Origin of the sequence: Bacillus sp. LUNF1 (assembly GCF_011008975.1) — a bacterium.
GTDB classification, from domain to species: Bacteria; Bacillota; Bacilli; order Bacillales; family Bacillaceae; genus Bacillus; species Bacillus velezensis.
Genome location: NZ_CP048876.1, coordinates 3,265,561 through 3,280,759 on the forward strand (window position 1 = coordinate 3,265,561; position 15,199 = coordinate 3,280,759).

Consider the following 15,199-nt stretch of genomic DNA (forward strand, 5'->3'; position numbering starts at 1 on the left):
AAGACGAGGTGAAAAAGCATGAACCAATCAGAAATGTGCCCCAGATTCGAAAAAGCGGTCGACATCCTAAGTAAACGCTGGGTGGCTCTAATCGTCTTTCAGTTATTGAACGGACAGCAGCGATTTAGCGAAATTGAAGCGGCGCTTCCGAATTTAAGCGGAAGAGTCTTGTCAGAACGTCTGAAAGAACTTGAAACAGAAGGTGTCATCAAACGGGATGTTATCCCCGAAACGCCTGTCCGCATTGAGTATTCATTAACGGAAAAAGGCTGCGCATTAGCCCCTATTTTAGAGGAAATTTCCAAGTGGTCTTCACAATGGATTGATCCTTCCTAATAAACTCTTTTCCGCATAAGCGGCTGATCTCTCAAACGGACAGCCGTTTTTATTTTTGCTTTTCTTAAACAGAAAAACAAGCCCTCAGGCGTGCAGGGCTTGTTTTTGTCTGACGCCTTCCAGCGGAATTCGAATCTCCGCCCGGGCTCCTCCAGACTCCTGATTTTCAAGTATTAATTCTCCGTGGTGAAGATGTACGACATGATGGGCGAATGTAAGCCCCATGCCGTGATGCCCCGCCGAATGTCTGCTTTTATCCTCCGTGTAAAAAAGCTGTGTCGCTCTTTTCAGCGCTTCCTGTGAGAACCCGCTTCCGCTGTCGGATACAGCAAGATGGAGGGCGGAATCGGTGCACAGGACGTCCACACGGATTTCCCCTCCTTCCGGCGTATAGTCGACGGCATTTGCCGCGATATTCATGACCGCCCTGTGGAGCAGCTCATGATCGATCGGCGCTTCTTTTCGGTCAATTCCCCGTTCGCTGAGGGCGAGATCAATCTGTTTCGGCCCCGCAAGCGCCGCCGCGTCACGATATATATTTTGAATCCACTCTTTGAGGTCGGTATATTCGACATGAACGGCAACTGATTCCTCCGCTTTAGAAAGCTGGATCAGCTGTCCGACATAATGCTCGATTTTGTTTCCGGCATCCAGAATATACTGCGCATATTCCGCCTGCTCCTCATCAGGCTCTGTTAACTGAAGCAGCTCGGCATTTCCCTTAATAATCGTTGCCGGAATTTTAATATCATGCGCAAGCGCGCCGATTTGTTCTTTCTTGATCCGCTCCGCCTCCCATTGCGCCGCCAGAGATGCCTGAAGCGCGTCTTTCATTTTCAGCAGAGAGTCAATGACATCGTCAAATTCTTTTATACGCGACCTTTTTGGATTGATATTTAAATTCTGTTTTTGAATGCTTGCCGTAATGGAGCTGAGTGTGCTGAAATGCCGTCTCAGCTGATTGGCGAAACGCGTCGTCACGATAAAAACGGTCAAAAGAAGCAAAGTGATCAGAATCGTAAGCCCCGTCCATTCATAATTCGGCAGATAACGCCTTAACAGCGGCGACTGAAATTCCGACCTGAGTGAATATTGGAGAACGCCATATTCATCTTTCCGATTTATCACCATGAATCCTTTTTGGGCATAATTAAAATACGGCTGATGCTGAATTTTTTTTCTGGCGTTGGCCGCATCTTGTTCCGTCATCGTTCCTTTTGTCATCCGCTTTGTTTTTTTATCAAAAACGGCGTATGTCATACCTGCGGGGATCATGTCTTCTGTTATCTTTTCCGCTGATTTCAGGCGGGGTTTGATCTGTTCCGCCTCATGCTCGCTGTAATTTGCGGGCAGGATCGCTCCGGCATTCATGGCAATGGCATTTAAGGTGACACATAATGCCGCCACCCCCATCGTGCTCAGACACAGCGTGATGGTAAATTTGACAAGCTCTTTGCGGATGCTTGATTTTCCTTTTGCTATTCCCATTTGTATCCGACACCCCACACCGTTTTGATCGGATCAGCCCCGTGTTCTTTACATTTTTTCCGGATGGTTCTGATAAACTCCGTAATGGTTGAATAGAGCGCATCGCCGTCCAAGCCGTACACTTCCTCGTAAATCTGCTCCCGTGAGAATGTTCTGTTTTTATGCTGTGCCAGACATTCAACGATTTTATATTCGTTTTTCGTAAGAGGCAGTTTCCGGTCATCAATCCATACTTCTTTATTGTCAAAATCAAACATGAAGCCTGATATCAGCCGTTTCGTCTGATGCTTTTCCCGCCGTTCCCTTCTGACATGCGCGTTTACCCTTGCCATCAATTCCTGTACACCGAACGGCTTTGTGATGTAATCATCAGCGCCTGTCATGAGGCCTTTCACAATGGATTCTTCGTCAGACTTTGCCGTTAAAAACAGGATCGGGCTGTCCACCAGCGGCCGAATCCGCCGGCAGAGTTCAATCCCGTCTGTTCCGGGCATCATGACATCGAGAAGAATCAAATCATAGCCTTGAAAAAAATCCAATGACTGATCCTCCGCTTTTTCCAGAATCGTTACTGAATGCTGATCACGCTGTAAAATGTTTCTGATCAGAACGAGAATATCTTTTTCATCATCAATTGCTAAAATGTTTGCCACCGGCCGAATCGCTCCTTGCCTTTATTCATATGAACGCCGCCCTTCCCATCTTCTGCACCAATAGAGGCCGGCCAGACATAATATCACTATAGAAAAATATAACATTATTTCTCCGTATCTCATATCGTATCTTACATAAGGGAGGAACTCTTTTTTGACTTTGTCAAAATGCAGCAGTCCTGCAAGGCCTGAAAGCCGCACGCTCCATGCCCACGGAACAAAACGCCATATGATATCGCCAAGTCCCGTATTCATGAGCGCCGCCATTAATAATCCCGCACCTCCTAAAAGCCCGGACGGTCCCATGCCGTACTTTATGCCGACAAAAAAAGACATCATATAAAGCGGAAGACTGCCGGCAATCAGCCACGCCCCTCCTTTTAAAAAGAGAAGATACGGGAGGTCATTGATGTGAAGAACAAATTTCATCCCCGCCAAATAAAGACAGATGGCGAGACCTATCGATAACACATTCAAGAGCAGCAATAGAAGCAGCTTGCCCGCAAAACTGACGATTTTAGAATACGGAACCGCCAGCATCATCTGAAAATGGCCCGCCTGTTCCTCAACGGAGGCAGACATGCCGCAGACAATACTGATGATTAAAGGGTATAAAACGGCAATCACGCTGAAAAACACACTGTACAGCATATAAGGCTCCTGAACCCTTCCATACATATACAAAAGGAAAAATCCCGCGCATAAAACCGGCGCCGCAGCATGCATCCATATGAGCGGCGTGCGCTTCATTTTTAATACATCGGCCCACATATATCTTAAAAGCACGGTCATGACCGGTTTCCCCCTTTTGCAAAAGACACGGCGGAAACAAAACTTATTGCGATAAAAGAAAGGATAGAAAGAATAATAGCCGGAAAGATCACGTTTCCGTTTAATAAGCCGCTGTCTGCGGGAAGCGGAATTCCGTTCGGATGGATCCCGAGAATCGGTGACATCACCCGGACTGACCAGCTCCATGGGCTCAGCCACCACAATGAACCGGACGCCGGCACAATACCCAAAACAAAAGCGGCGATCATATTCACGAGAATGACTGCCGTAAACCCGAACTGTCTGGCAATCCATAAGCAGAACGGAATTTCCCAAAGCGTAGACAGCCACAAAAGGGAGCTTGCTTCAATACCTTTCAGCTGAACCGCAGCAATTGCCGGAAACACAAGGCCAAGCAAAAACACGATGACTAAAAAGACGATTTGCGACAGGAGTGAATACAGCGCGATCAAGCTTATTTTTGAGAACCAAATGCTCTTCAAGTCAGCCGGCAGTGAGTACACCGCACGGTCATTCGCTGACTTTTTCTCTTTTTTAACAGATAAACCGCACATTAGAGCAACCATGAGCGGCATGAAAATAACCGCCCACCAATTGAACGTGCCCGTCATAAAATAAGCCGTATTCAGCAGAAAAGAAAAAGCCGTGTTTAGAAGCGGAATCAGAATGATCAGCTTTCTGATAAATGTTCTTTTAGATGTAAGGTGTTCCGCCTGCATGTACTGAATCATTTCCCAGTCCCCGCTTTCTCCCGTGTTGATTTGACAACCTCCAGAAACAGCCGCTCCAGATCGTCTTCCCGGCTGATTTCTCCCTGATATCCTAAAACGCCGTCACTGATGATTCCGATATGGTCTGCGATCTGCTCGACTTCTGATAACAGGTGGCTTGATAAAATAACCGTCATTCCCTGTCCGGGCAGGGAGCGGATAAATTCCCGCAAATCCTGAATTCCCATCGGGTCCAATCCGTTTGTCGGCTCATCAAGAATTAAGAGCGACGGACGGTTTAATAATGCTAACGCAATGCCGAGACGCTGTTTCATTCCCATGGAAAATTGTCCGGCGCGCTTTTTTCCGGTTCCCGTTAATCCCGTGATTTCCAGCACTTCCGCAATTCTTGAGGCAGGCAGTCCGAGCATAACGCAGCGGACTTTCAGATTTTCAGCGGCTGTCAGGTTGCTGTAAAGCGGCGGCGCTTCAATCAGGGAACCGATGCTTTTCAAATCTTCGCGCTTCCATGTATGTCCGTCGAACAGAACCTCGCCGGATGTTTGCTGCAGCATGCCGGTCAATATTTTAAGTGTCGTTGATTTTCCCGCGCCATTCGGACCGAGCAGGCCGTATATACTGTTGCGCTTTACTGATAGAGACACATCAGCCACTGCCTGTTGTCTGCCGAATGATTTTTGCAGCTGTCTCGTTTCTAAGATGTTGCTCATTTGATTACCCCTTTGCTTTGTTATTTGATATGTAAGACTTTACAGCGCAGTTATCAAAATTTAATCAAGAAATCAAAAAAAAGCATCCTTCACGCGGAAGAATGCTTTTTTCATGAGGCTGAGCGTACGATCAGCTTTCTTTTTTGTTTTTTCACCGGGCTGAGGGCTCGTTCCAGCCACGCCATCAGCAGGTCTGCGGCTACCGCCATCAGCGCGGTCGGGATGGCGCCCGCCAGAATAATGGCGGTTCCGTTTGTCGCGTTCGACCCTCTGACGATCATATCGCCGAGGCCGCCCGCCCCGACGAAGGTGCCGATCGCCGTGATGCCGATGGCAATGACGAGCGCCGTTCGAAGACCCGCCATAATGACGGAAAGCGCAAGCGGCAGCTCCACCATACGAAGGATTTGGTATTTCGTCATGCCCATCGCTTTTCCCGACTCGAGATAAGCGTGCTCGATATTGATAATGCCCGTGTGCGTATTTCTGAGAATCGGCAGCAGGGAATACAAAAACAAAGCCGTGATGACCGTATTGGCGCCGAGTCCCATGACAAGCATCAGGACGGCGAGCATCGCAAGCGCCGGAACGGTTTGAATCACGTTCGCCACAGCAAACACCCAACCGGCGAGACGCCCGTGCCTTGCTGTCACAATTCCGGCCGGAATGGCGAAAACGGCGGCGAAAACGACGCCGTACGCCGACATGAGAAAGTGCCGCCAGCATTCATACAGAACATAGCTGCCGTTTTGAGCGTAATACGTAAACAGCTCCTTCATCGTGTCCATCCGCACATCTCCTTTCCGTTATTCAAAGTAATGATGTTTTTCTAAATATTCCTTAGCCACGACGGACGGCTCTTTTAATCGGCCGTCAACTTCGTAATTCATTTTCTGCATCATCTTTGTATCAATCGCGCCGATCATTTGATTGATCACGCCCTCCAGTTCGGGATGCTCTTTTAATACATGGTCCGGAACGACGGGTGAACAGTCATACGGAGGAAAGAACCGCTTATCATCCTTCAGCGTTTTCAGTCCGTAAGCGATGATTCTTCCATCGGTGGAATAAGCGAGCGCGATATCCATTTTCCTGCTTTTCAGCGCGTCGTAAACGAGGCCGATCTGCATCGGATACGTGCCTTCAAATGACATTCCGTACGTTTTCATAAAATCCTGATATCCGTTGCCTCTCAGCTTCATCCAGTAGTTATCTACGCCGAATTTCAGATGAGACGCTTCTTTTTTGACATCGGATACCGATTCTAAATGGTACTTGCGGGCAAGCTGTCCGGAAACGGTAAAGACGTATATATTATCAAAGCCGTAAGAATCAAACCATTTCATGTCATATCTGTTTTGAAATTCACGCTGAACGAGCCGCAGCGCTTTTTCCGGGTCTTTTTCCGGCTCCATGCGAAGCGTCCCGGTCAGCGCGTCACCTGTATAGCGTGTAGCGGCGATATCAATATCACCGTTGATCAAGGATTGCTGCTGTACGGCGTTGGAACCGAGATTTTTAATAACGGATGTTTTCAACCCGCTGTGATGTTCGATCATCTGCCCGAGCATGCTCGCGATGATTTCTGATTCGGTCATGCTTTGCGCGCCGATTTTAATGGTATCCTCCGATGCGGCGCTCAATCCCGGGAGTGAGCATCCGCCAAGGAGCAGCATGCCGATACAGGCGATTGCGAGCAGCCGTTTTTTGCATCTATTCCCCATGAGAGACCTCCTCCTTATGAAGCATCCTTTATGCTCTTCAGCCCGTCAGGCGTGACTTTCCGTTCTGTCATCCCCAGCATATAATCGACAGCGGCCGCCAGCATTGTGACCGGAACAGCGCCTGCGATAATATACTCCGGCTGATAAAGGTTCAAGCCGATAAAAATGTAATCCCCGAGTCCGCCTCCGCCGATAAAGGAGGCGAGCGTCGCCCAGCCGATTAAATAAATCGAAGACGTCCTGATGCCCGCCATGATGACCGGAGCGGCAAGCGGGAGCTCTACAAGCCTGATCTGCTCCCATGCCGTCATGCCGATTCCTTTTCCCGATTCCAGAAGATGCCGATTGACGCCGAGAATCCCCGTATACGTGTTTCTGAGAATCGGCAGCATGGAATAGAAAAACAGCGCCGCAACGGCCGGGACCTTTCCTACGCCTAAAAGCGGAATAAAAAACGCAAGAATGGCAAGACTCGGCAAGGTTTGAATGATGTTGACGATGCCGATGACGGCGCCGGCTCCTCTTTTCATCCTCGTCAGCAGGACGCCGAGCGGAACGGCGGCGAGAATGCCCGCCATGACGGCGATTAATGAGATGTACAGATGCTCCCATGTTTTATAAAGCATCTCTCCTCCATTTGCCTGTAAAAATTGCACGGTCTGATTCATATCAATTGAAGCCTCCTCATGACATCACCGCGAGCTGATTCTCTTCTCCCCAGATGGAGTCATAGACGATGTCAACGAGGCTTGCCCTTGTCACGATTCCCGTTAAACGGCCGGCTTCATCAAGGACCGGCACAAATTTCATGCCTCTTTTTAAAATTTTATGGACGGCGTCGCGAAGCAGAGTGCCGCTTCTGACCGTGTATAGATCCCGTTCAAGTACTTCCGCGACGGTTACCGCTTGTCTTCGATTGCGGTCAATCATCTCCACATCGACATAACCTTGGAGAACGTTCTTTTCATCAATGACGAGCAGCGAATCCACCCGCTCGGCACGCATCAGCTGAATGGCGGCTGACAGTGTTTTCTCAGGTGTTACCGTCACGGGATCGGGATTCATGATCTGCTCCACCCGTTCAATATCAGGGCTGGATGATTGGATCAGCCGTTCCTTGCCGATAAACTCCTCAACAAATTCATTCGCCGGAAATCTGAGAATCTCATCAGGCGTTCCGGCCTGGACGATTTCTCCCGCTTTCAGAATGACGATTCTGTCCGCAAGCTTGATGGCTTCGTCCATATCATGGGTAACAAATACGATGGTTTTATGTAAGGTTTTTTGCAGTTTTTTAAATTCTTCCTGAAGGGAATCTCTCGTAATCGGGTCAAGCGCCCCGAACGGTTCATCCATTAAGATGAGCGGCGGCTCTGCGGCAAGTGCCCGTAATACACCTATTCGCTGCTGCTGTCCTCCGCTCAGTTCATGAGGGTAACGGTCTAAATATTCAGGCCCCATATCAACGAGCTTTAAAAGCTCCCGCGCCCGTTCCTTCCGTTTTTCGGCAGGATGCTTTAAAAGCTTCGGAACGAGGGTAATGTTCTGCTGAATGGTCATATGCGGAAACAGCCCGATCTGCTGGATGACATAGCCGATGCTTCTTCTGAGTTCCACCGGGTCTTGTTCCATAATGTTTCGGCCCTCTATCAGGATTCTGCCTTCTGTCGGTTCAATTAAGCGGTTGATCATTTTCATCGTCGTCGTTTTTCCGCAGCCGCTCGGTCCGATAAAACAAATAAATTCACCTTTGGCGATATTCAGGTTGATGCTGTTGACGGCTTTTTTCCCGCCTTTATACATTTTCGAGACATTTTCTAATGTCAGCAAACACTCACACCTCCATGATTAAGTTTATTCAATTCGTTAAATTCAAATTTAACTTTTCAGACAATTGAACGTTTCCCATTATAAATTAAACTTTGTAAATTAAAAAGTTTACAATTTGTCCATATTATATATAAAGGTTGTGTAAGCACTGATTTACCCGTATTGACCGGCAAAGTTCTTCTTATTGCTCCGGATTACTGCCAGATTCTCTCGGAAGAGCATTTCCGCCGGTTTAAAAATGTGGTATATTGACATCGGAATTGCTGACTGAAAGGATTGAAACTGTTGGAGAAAGATCCGTTACACGTAATCGAACAAGCTGAAGATCATTTGATAGAACGAATCGCTGAAAATATGCATACATTCGGAATGCCCGCGACGGTGGGGCGCATTTTAGGCATTATTTATATGAACCGCAAGCCGATGACCTTAACTGAATTATCAGAAGCGACAGGCATGAGCAAGACGAGAATGAGTCAGGCGGTCCGTGAAATGCTTGACGTCAATCTGGCGGAAAAAGTGTTTGAAAAAGGCGTCCGCAAAGATTTATACGACGTCGAGCAGGATTATTACCAAACCTTTATTACGCTGTTTACGGCCACATGGAGCAAGGTCGTCAGCAAAAATAAAATGATGCATAAAAAGCTGAACCGCGAACTGACGGCTGTCCTTGAAAACGGCGTGCCGGAAGAAGCTGAGGAAAAAATCAACGAACTGCTGAAAGAATTAAAGGATTGGCTTGATTACTACAACTGGATCAGCCGTCTGATCGAGTTTTTTGAAAGCGAAGAAATTTTCAAGCATGTTCCGAAGCCATAAGAAAAAAACGCCCTGACCCGCAAGGCGTTTTTTTCATGCCGCATTCGGCGCTTTGGTTCGTTTTTTCTTTCTCACCGGACTCAGCGCCCGCTCCAGCCACGCCATCACAAGATCTGCGATAACGGCCATCAGCGCTGTCGGAATGGCGCCGGCCAAAATAATCGCGGTTCCGTTCGTGGCGTTTGAGCCCCTGACAATAATGTCACCGAGTCCGCCCGCGCCGACAAACGTACCGATTGCCGTAATGCCGATCGCGATGACGAGCGCCGTCCGCAGCCCCGCCATGATGACGGAAAGCGCAAGCGGCAGCTCCACCATGCGGAGCACCTGAAATTTGGTCATGCCCATCGCTTTTCCCGATTCAAGATAAGCGTGTTCAATGCTGGCGATTCCCGTGTACGTATTCCGGATGATCGGAAGAAGCGAATATAAAAACAGCGACAAAATCACCGTATTGGCGCCGAGCCCCATGACGAGCATCAGCACCGCAAGCATCGCAAGCGCCGGCACGGTCTGAATCACGTTTGTCACCGCGAATACCCAGCCGCTTAATGTTCTGTACCTGGCAATGAAGATGCCGAGCGGAACCCCGACGATCGCCGCAAATAAAACGCCGTATACCGACATGAGAAAATGGCGGTAAAACTCCTGAAGCACATAGGCGCCGTTTTGAGAATAATAAGTGCCGAGCTGCTGCAGCACTTCCATTTGCCCCACCTCATTTCTTATTCAAAATAATGATGTTTCTCCAAAAATTCTTTAGCGACGACGGACGGTTCTTTCAGCTTGCCGTCCACCTCGTAATTCAATTCCTGCATCGTTTCCGTATCGATTTTGCCGATCAGTTTATTCACAATGCCCTTCAGTTCAGGATGCTGCTTCAGCACGCTGTCGGGAATGACCGGCGAACAGTCATACGGCGGGAAAAACTGCTTGTCGTCTTTTAAAATTTTCAGATCGTACGCTTTAATCCGTCCGTCCGTTGAATAGGCGAGGACAGCATCCATTTTCCCGTTTTTCACGGCATCGTATACAAGTCCGATCTGCATCGGATAGGTTGTGCCGAATTCAAAGCCGTACGTGTCGGTAAAGCCTTTATAGCCGTCACCTTTTCTTTTCAGCCACGCATTGTCTACACCGAGCTTAAATTGATCCGCATGCTTCTTAATATCGGACACTTTGTCTAAATGGTCTTTTTCCGCAAGTTCTTTCGTGACGGTAAAAGCGTATGTGTTCTCAAATCCGTAAGAATCAAACCATTTGTAATGGAAGCGTTTCTCAAATTCCTTCTGGACGATGGATAATGCTTTTTTCGGGTCTTTTTCCGCTTCCATGCCGAGGGTGCTCGTTAAATCCGTTCCCGAGTAGCGCGTCGCGGCGATATCGATTTCACCGCCGAGCATCGCCTGCTGCTGGACATAGTTCGATCCGAGGTTTTTAATTAATGCCGTATTCAAGTCTGTATTGTGTTCAATCATCTGTGCGATCATATTGGCGATAATTTCTGATTCCGTCATGCTTTGCGCCCCGATTTTGATCGTATCATCGGAAGCCCCGCTCAGGCCGGGAAGGGAACAGCCGCCTAGAAGCAGAGCAGCTGACAGCGCCAGTGCGCACATCCATCTCTTTTGGTTTTTTTTCAAAACAGCCAACTCCTTATGATACTTCCTTCAGTCCTTTCAGCCCTTTCGGCGTCACCTTCCGTTCCGTCGCCGCTAGCAGATAATCAATGATAATAGCTAAAATGGTGACCGGCACAGCGCCGCCGATAATATATTCAGGCTGATAGAGATTCAGGCCGATAAAAATATAGTCTCCGAGCCCGCCGCCCCCGATAAAGGAAGCAAGCGTCGCCCAGCCGATCAGATAAATGGTGGATGTGCGGATGCCCGCCATGATCACCGGAACCGCAAGCGGCAGTTCCACAAGCCTGATCTGCTCCCAGACCGTCATCCCGATGCCTTTTCCCGATTCCAGCAGATTTTTGTTTACGCCTTGAATGCCGGTATACGTGTTCCGGAGAATCGGCAGCACCGAATAGAAAAACAGCGCGACGATCGCGGGCACCTTTCCCACGCCTAACAACGGGATAAAAAACGCCAGTATCGCGAGACTCGGCAAGGTCTGCACAATGTTGACGGCGCCGATGACGGCGCCTGCGCCCTTTTTCATTCTCGTCAGCGCCACTCCGAGCGGAACGGCGACGACAATGCCTAATATGACGGCGATGATCGAAATGTATAAATGCTCCCACGTTTTATATAACAGTTCTCCGCCGTTCGTCTGCAAAAACTTGATCAATTCATTCATTGTAAGCGTTCCTCCCCTTGTCAGCCTGTCACCAGCTGGTCTTCCTCGCCCCAGATTGAATCGTAAACGATGTCGACAAGGCTCGCTCGCGTGACAATTCCGACTAAATGCCTTTGTTCATCAACGACGGGTACATATTTCATTCCGCGCTTTAAAATTTTGCGTACGGTATCGCGCAGCAGTGTCCCCTGCTCGACCGTATACAGATCAGAGCGGAGCACGTCGCCGACGAGGCTCGCTTTTTTCCGGTTCTGATCAATGATTTCGACATCCACATATCCTTGCAGCACATTCAGGTCATCAACGACAAGCAGGGAATCGACACGGTGTTCCCGCATCACCTGTATCGCCTGCGAAAGCGTTTTGTCCGCCGTAACGGTGACAGGCTTTTTGTTCATCATCTGCTCGACGCGTTCAATATCCGGTCTTGATTGCAATAACCGTTCTTTGCCGATAAATTCTTCGACAAACTCATTAGCCGGATTCCGGAGAATGTCATCAGGAGTGCCGGCCTGAACGATCTCTCCCGCTTTTAAAATGACGATCCGGTCAGCCAGCTTAATAGCTTCATCCATATCGTGGGTTACAAACACAATCGTTTTATTCAATGTTCTTTGCAGTTTTTTGAATTCTTCTTGAAGGGAATCCCGCGTAATCGGATCAAGCGCTCCGAACGGTTCATCCATAAGAATAAGAGGCGGTTCCGCTGCAAGGGCGCGCAGCACGCCGATTCTCTGCTGCTGTCCCCCGCTCAGCTCGTGAGGATAGCGGTCTAAATATTCCGGGCCCATATCGACGAGCTTCAAAAGCTCCCGCGCCCGTTCCTTCCGCTTTTGTTCCGGCCATTTCAGCAGTTTCGGCACGAGGGAAATGTTCTGCTGAATGGTCATATGAGGGAAAAGTCCGATCTGCTGAATGACGTAGCCGATTTTCCGTCTCAGCTCCACCGGGTCCTGCTCCATAATGTTTTCGCCATCGATAAAAATCTTTCCGGATGACGGCTCAATCAGTCTGTTAATCATTTTCATCGTCGTCGTTTTTCCGCAGCCGCTCGGCCCGATAAAACAAATAAACTCGCCTTTTTCGATATTTAAATCAATGCTGTTGACAGCTTTTTTTCCGCCTTTATAGACTTTCGATACATTTTCTAATCTCAGCAATCCGTGCACCTCCGAAGGGTTCCGTTATTTTTCTGAAAAGTATAATCTTTATTATAAGATGAAATTTGTAAAATAAAAAGTTTACAATGTGTTGAAATTATATACAATATACGTATTTTTTCATGTTATCCCGCTGACAATGCGGATGTTCTTACAATCGCTCCCGATAGCTCGCATATCCTGCCGCATCATCTTTTTCATCAACTGTAAAAAATATGATATATTGTCAGCATGAAAAGCCAGTGAAGGGATGATCAGCCGTGGAAAAAAACGCTCTTGATATCATCGGACATGCTGAAGAGCATCTCATTGAGAGAATCGCCGAGAATATGCATACATTCGGAATGCCGGCCACACTGGGACGTGTGCTCGGTATTATTTATATGAACCGCAAGCCGATGACGTTAAATGAGCTGTCAGAGGCAACCGGGATGAGCAAAACGAGGATGAGCCAGGTGGTCCGCGAAATGACCGATGCCAATCTGGCTGAAAAAGTGTTTGAAAAAGGCGTTCGCAAAGACCTTTATGACGTGGAGCGTGATTATTACCAGACGTTTATCTCCCTGTTTACGGCAAATTGGACAAAGGCGGTCAGCAAAAACAAAATGCTCTATAAAAAGCTGAACCGCGAGCTGACTGAGCTTCTGGAATCGGAAAATCTCAATCCCGATATTGAAGAAAAAGCCCGTCAGCTTTTGGATGAACTGACGGATTGGCTCCATTATTATGACTGGCTGAGCCGTTTGATAGAATTTTTTGAGAGTGAAGAAGTGTTTCAGCATGTGCCGAAAATAGAAAAAAGCAGCCCCCGAAGATAACCGGGCGCTGCTTTTTTAAGTCAGGAAACCAATATCGGGAACATGCCTTTCAGACCGGCGCCGATCATGCCGATCGCCACCACCGCCAAAATCAGCCCCATCAGTCGGGTAATGACGTTCATTTCGGTTTTCCCGAGCTTATTGCTGATGAAAGATGAATAGTGAAAGAAGATGAACGTCATCGCGATGACGGCCGCAATGCCGATAAGCACGCTGATGTAATGGAAGATGCCGCCATGGCCGGCCGACAGACTCATCACCGTCGCGATCGTACCGGGTCCGGCGATAATCGGAATCGACAAAGGCGTCACAGATATATCGGCTTTCTCCTTGCTTTCCCCTTTCTCTTCATGATGAAGGGACTGTACATGAGATTTCTTCGCGTTCAGAAGATTATAAGCGATGCCGAAAATAAAAATGCCGCCCGCGATACGTAAGGCATGAATGTTAATGTCAAACAGTTTAAAGATCAGATGGCCGAAGATTAAAAAAGCCGCCAAGATGATAAACGACAGCACGGAAGCCTTGCGCGCGATCGCTGTCCGTTCTTTCTCCGAGTACCCTTCCGTCAGTGAAAGAAAAATCGGCACGTTTCCGATGGGATTGGAGACTGCAAACAGTGAAATGAAGACATGAATGATGAATGAAAACATGCGTACCTCCTTATGACTTGCCGTTATTGAGTTATGTTTTGTTCTCCGCTGTTTCTTATGCATGGTTTTTACCCCGGGGTCTGCTTTTTATAACCTCAGCCGGACGATCCGGAAACAGAAAAAAACCGTCCTTGTAAGGACGGTTTTTTCTGTTTGTTATCTCCATAAGCCTTTTCCGAATTTCAACAGCCGATAAAGCATTTTCAATTTTTTTAGCATGCGTTAATTTCCTTTTTTACTCTGAATCAATGCGCCGAGAGACATGATATCCATCAGCTTCATTAAAATTCTACCATAATGGGTACTTTTTCTCTATTATCAATTCATAGAGAAAGTGATTTGTATATCTTTAGAAAACTCCGTTACATCCGCCCTATTTTCTTTTATAATGTAAATATTGAACAAAATCCCTATATTACTTGTAAAAGGAGTTTTAGAATGTATTGTTCTCAATGCGGCCATCAAACTGATGGCGGAAAGTTTTGTGAAAAGTGCGGGGCGCCCCAGCCCGGGCAGGGAGGCGCAGGCCAAACGCAAGGCCAGGCCGCTCAGGCCGGCGCCGCCGCTAAGCAGGCTTCAAAGCAATTTGCCTTATTCGTGCTTGATGTGTTAAAGAGACCGTACCAAACATGTAAAACGACAGGCGGCGAACAGCTTGTCAGCAGCATCATCAACATGGTGCTTTTCTGCCTGGTGACGCCGATTATGTTTTATATTCTCTTATCAGACGGCTTTCGTGACGTCAGTTTTACCGCGGTTGTGATCAAACCGGCGCTTACCTTTGCATTATGCGTTTTCTGCCTGTATCTCTTGATTTTTATCGCTTTGAAGGCCGGCGCCGCGCAGGTGTCATTTAAAGATTCGCTGTCCAGATTCGGAGCATTTTTGATTCCGTTTACAGCTATTTTGCTTCTTGCCCTCATTTTTATGCTGCTTCATACAACCGTTTGCTTCACCATTCTGGCTGTCGGTCTTTTAGGAGCGGCGTTTGCCGTGCCTCCGCTCATGCTGGCGAGCTATCAGCATCAGCTCACTACTAAGGCGGATATCATTTATTCTGTTATCGTCATCTATTTGATCATTTGTGTAACGTTTCAATTCACGATCAAGCATTATATAAAAGAACTCATGAATTATTTCTTCTTTTAAAAACGGAAACCCCCGCCGCCTGATTG

The 15,199-nt window shown here is 47.8% G+C and carries 18 protein-coding genes; 4 read left to right on the forward strand and 14 right to left on the reverse strand.

From position 1 onward, the window contains the following. Positions 1-18 precede the first annotated feature (18 nt). On the forward strand, positions 19-336 hold the full coding sequence (locus G4O42_RS16195; protein WP_007613812.1) for a catDE operon transcriptional regulator CatR: 318 nt from the start codon (positions 19-21) through the stop codon (positions 334-336). Positions 337-420: 84 nt separating this feature from the next. On the opposite strand, the gene G4O42_RS16200 is transcribed toward G4O42_RS16195, so the two are convergent. The 9 genes from G4O42_RS16200 to G4O42_RS16240 form a co-directional block, all read right to left on the reverse strand. Continuing rightward, positions 421-1,824 (reverse strand): sensor histidine kinase, encoded by a 1,404-nt coding sequence (locus tag G4O42_RS16200; RefSeq protein ID WP_032876447.1) that lies wholly within the window; start codon positions 1,822-1,824, stop codon positions 421-423. Then, the gene (locus tag G4O42_RS16205) at positions 1,815-2,477 is read right to left on the reverse strand and encodes a response regulator transcription factor (RefSeq protein WP_032876444.1); all 663 of its coding nucleotides are present in this window, start codon (positions 2,475-2,477) and stop codon (positions 1,815-1,817) included. Before G4O42_RS16205 ends, G4O42_RS16200 begins: the two co-directional genes overlap by 10 nt. A gap of 21 nt (positions 2,478-2,498) precedes the next feature. Further along, positions 2,499-3,269, reverse strand: a complete 771-nt coding sequence (locus tag G4O42_RS16210; protein WP_032876441.1) for a lantibiotic immunity ABC transporter MutG family permease subunit — start codon at positions 3,267-3,269, stop codon at positions 2,499-2,501. Further along, a complete protein-coding gene (locus tag G4O42_RS16215) occupies positions 3,266-4,000 on the reverse strand; it encodes a lantibiotic immunity ABC transporter MutE/EpiE family permease subunit (RefSeq protein WP_032876439.1) in 735 nt (244 codons plus the stop codon). The genes G4O42_RS16210 and G4O42_RS16215 overlap by 4 nt, the downstream gene beginning before the upstream one ends. Continuing rightward, entirely contained in the window at positions 3,997-4,710 is a 714-nt protein-coding gene (locus G4O42_RS16220; protein ID WP_032876437.1) for a lantibiotic protection ABC transporter ATP-binding protein, read from the reverse strand. Before G4O42_RS16220 ends, G4O42_RS16215 begins: the two co-directional genes overlap by 4 nt. 110 nt (positions 4,711-4,820) lie before the next feature. Further along, complete coding sequence (locus G4O42_RS16225; RefSeq protein ID WP_007613829.1) at positions 4,821-5,498, reverse strand: ABC transporter permease; 678 nt, start codon at positions 5,496-5,498, stop codon at positions 4,821-4,823. A gap of 18 nt (positions 5,499-5,516) precedes the next feature. Continuing rightward, positions 5,517-6,434: an osmoprotectant ABC transporter substrate-binding protein gene (locus tag G4O42_RS16230; RefSeq protein ID WP_032876435.1), complete on the reverse strand. Its 918-nt coding sequence runs from the start codon at positions 6,432-6,434 to the stop codon at positions 5,517-5,519. Positions 6,435-6,448: 14 nt separating this feature from the next. Next, positions 6,449-7,102, reverse strand: coding sequence for an ABC transporter permease (locus G4O42_RS16235; protein WP_014305838.1), 654 nt, complete (start codon positions 7,100-7,102; stop codon positions 6,449-6,451). Between the two features lie 16 nt (positions 7,103-7,118). Next, positions 7,119-8,264, reverse strand: coding sequence for a betaine/proline/choline family ABC transporter ATP-binding protein (locus tag G4O42_RS16240; RefSeq protein ID WP_029973568.1), 1,146 nt, complete (start codon positions 8,262-8,264; stop codon positions 7,119-7,121). Between the two features lie 285 nt (positions 8,265-8,549). Between G4O42_RS16240 and G4O42_RS16245 the strand changes: the two genes are divergently transcribed. Continuing rightward, positions 8,550-9,083, forward strand: a complete 534-nt coding sequence (locus G4O42_RS16245) for a GbsR/MarR family transcriptional regulator (protein WP_003151660.1) — start codon at positions 8,550-8,552, stop codon at positions 9,081-9,083. A gap of 33 nt (positions 9,084-9,116) precedes the next feature. Here the strand turns inward: G4O42_RS16245 and opuCD are convergent, their stop codons facing one another. Genes opuCD through opuCA form a run of 4 tightly spaced genes read right to left on the reverse strand, consistent with a single transcriptional unit; the run spans position 9,117 to position 12,553 of the window. Continuing rightward, positions 9,117-9,791 (reverse strand): glycine betaine/carnitine/choline/choline sulfate ABC transporter permease OpuCD, encoded by a 675-nt coding sequence (gene opuCD / locus G4O42_RS16250; RefSeq protein WP_003151658.1) that lies wholly within the window; start codon positions 9,789-9,791, stop codon positions 9,117-9,119. A gap of 17 nt (positions 9,792-9,808) precedes the next feature. After that, a complete protein-coding gene (opuCC, locus tag G4O42_RS16255; protein WP_087920808.1) occupies positions 9,809-10,702 on the reverse strand; it encodes an osmoprotectant ABC transporter substrate-binding lipoprotein OpuCC in 894 nt (297 codons plus the stop codon). Positions 10,703-10,739: 37 nt separating this feature from the next. Continuing rightward, the gene (locus G4O42_RS16260) at positions 10,740-11,393 is read right to left on the reverse strand and encodes an ABC transporter permease (protein WP_032876432.1); all 654 of its coding nucleotides are present in this window, start codon (positions 11,391-11,393) and stop codon (positions 10,740-10,742) included. A 20-nt stretch (positions 11,394-11,413) separates the two neighbouring features. Next, positions 11,414-12,553, reverse strand: coding sequence for an osmoprotectant ABC transporter ATP-binding protein OpuCA (gene opuCA / locus G4O42_RS16265; protein WP_003151651.1), 1,140 nt, complete (start codon positions 12,551-12,553; stop codon positions 11,414-11,416). A gap of 260 nt (positions 12,554-12,813) precedes the next feature. On the opposite strand from opuCA, the gene G4O42_RS16270 reads away from it, so the two are divergent. Then, the gene (locus tag G4O42_RS16270) at positions 12,814-13,371 is read left to right on the forward strand and encodes a GbsR/MarR family transcriptional regulator (protein WP_032876429.1); all 558 of its coding nucleotides are present in this window, start codon (positions 12,814-12,816) and stop codon (positions 13,369-13,371) included. A 20-nt stretch (positions 13,372-13,391) separates the two neighbouring features. Here G4O42_RS16270 and G4O42_RS16275 read toward each other — a convergent pair whose 3' ends face one another. Then, positions 13,392-14,024, reverse strand: coding sequence for an NAAT family transporter (locus G4O42_RS16275; protein ID WP_007409973.1), 633 nt, complete (start codon positions 14,022-14,024; stop codon positions 13,392-13,394). 438 nt (positions 14,025-14,462) lie between these two features. Here G4O42_RS16275 and G4O42_RS16280 point away from each other — a divergent pair, with 438 nt between their 5' ends. Continuing rightward, positions 14,463-15,173: a hypothetical protein gene (locus tag G4O42_RS16280; protein WP_032876426.1), complete on the forward strand. Its 711-nt coding sequence runs from the start codon at positions 14,463-14,465 to the stop codon at positions 15,171-15,173. Positions 15,174-15,199 lie beyond the last annotated feature (26 nt).

What these genes read in the sequence shown, in the direction of transcription:
- G4O42_RS16195 (WP_007613812.1), top strand. Translation starts at nt 19, where the DNA reads ATGAACCAATCAGAAATGTGCCCCAGATTCGAAAAAGCGGTCGACATC.
- G4O42_RS16200 (WP_032876447.1), bottom strand. Translation starts at nt 1,824, where the DNA reads ATGGGAATAGCAAAAGGAAAATCAAGCATCCGCAAAGAGCTTGTCAAA.
- G4O42_RS16210 (WP_032876441.1), bottom strand. Translation starts at nt 3,269, where the DNA reads ATGACCGTGCTTTTAAGATATATGTGGGCCGATGTATTAAAAATGAAG.
- G4O42_RS16215 (WP_032876439.1), bottom strand. Translation starts at nt 4,000, where the DNA reads ATGATTCAGTACATGCAGGCGGAACACCTTACATCTAAAAGAACATTT.
- G4O42_RS16220 (WP_032876437.1), bottom strand. Translation starts at nt 4,710, where the DNA reads ATGAGCAACATCTTAGAAACGAGACAGCTGCAAAAATCATTCGGCAGA.
- G4O42_RS16225 (WP_007613829.1), bottom strand. Translation starts at nt 5,498, where the DNA reads ATGGACACGATGAAGGAGCTGTTTACGTATTACGCTCAAAACGGCAGC.
- G4O42_RS16230 (WP_032876435.1), bottom strand. Translation starts at nt 6,434, where the DNA reads ATGGGGAATAGATGCAAAAAACGGCTGCTCGCAATCGCCTGTATCGGC.
- G4O42_RS16235 (WP_014305838.1), bottom strand. Translation starts at nt 7,102, where the DNA reads ATGAATCAGACCGTGCAATTTTTACAGGCAAATGGAGGAGAGATGCTT.
- opuCD (WP_003151658.1), bottom strand. Translation starts at nt 9,791, where the DNA reads ATGGAAGTGCTGCAGCAGCTCGGCACTTATTATTCTCAAAACGGCGCC.
- opuCC (WP_087920808.1), bottom strand. Translation starts at nt 10,702, where the DNA reads ATGTGCGCACTGGCGCTGTCAGCTGCTCTGCTTCTAGGCGGCTGTTCC.
- G4O42_RS16260 (WP_032876432.1), bottom strand. Translation starts at nt 11,393, where the DNA reads ATGAATGAATTGATCAAGTTTTTGCAGACGAACGGCGGAGAACTGTTA.
- G4O42_RS16275 (WP_007409973.1), bottom strand. Translation starts at nt 14,024, where the DNA reads ATGTTTTCATTCATCATTCATGTCTTCATTTCACTGTTTGCAGTCTCC.
- G4O42_RS16280 (WP_032876426.1), top strand. Translation starts at nt 14,463, where the DNA reads ATGTATTGTTCTCAATGCGGCCATCAAACTGATGGCGGAAAGTTTTGT.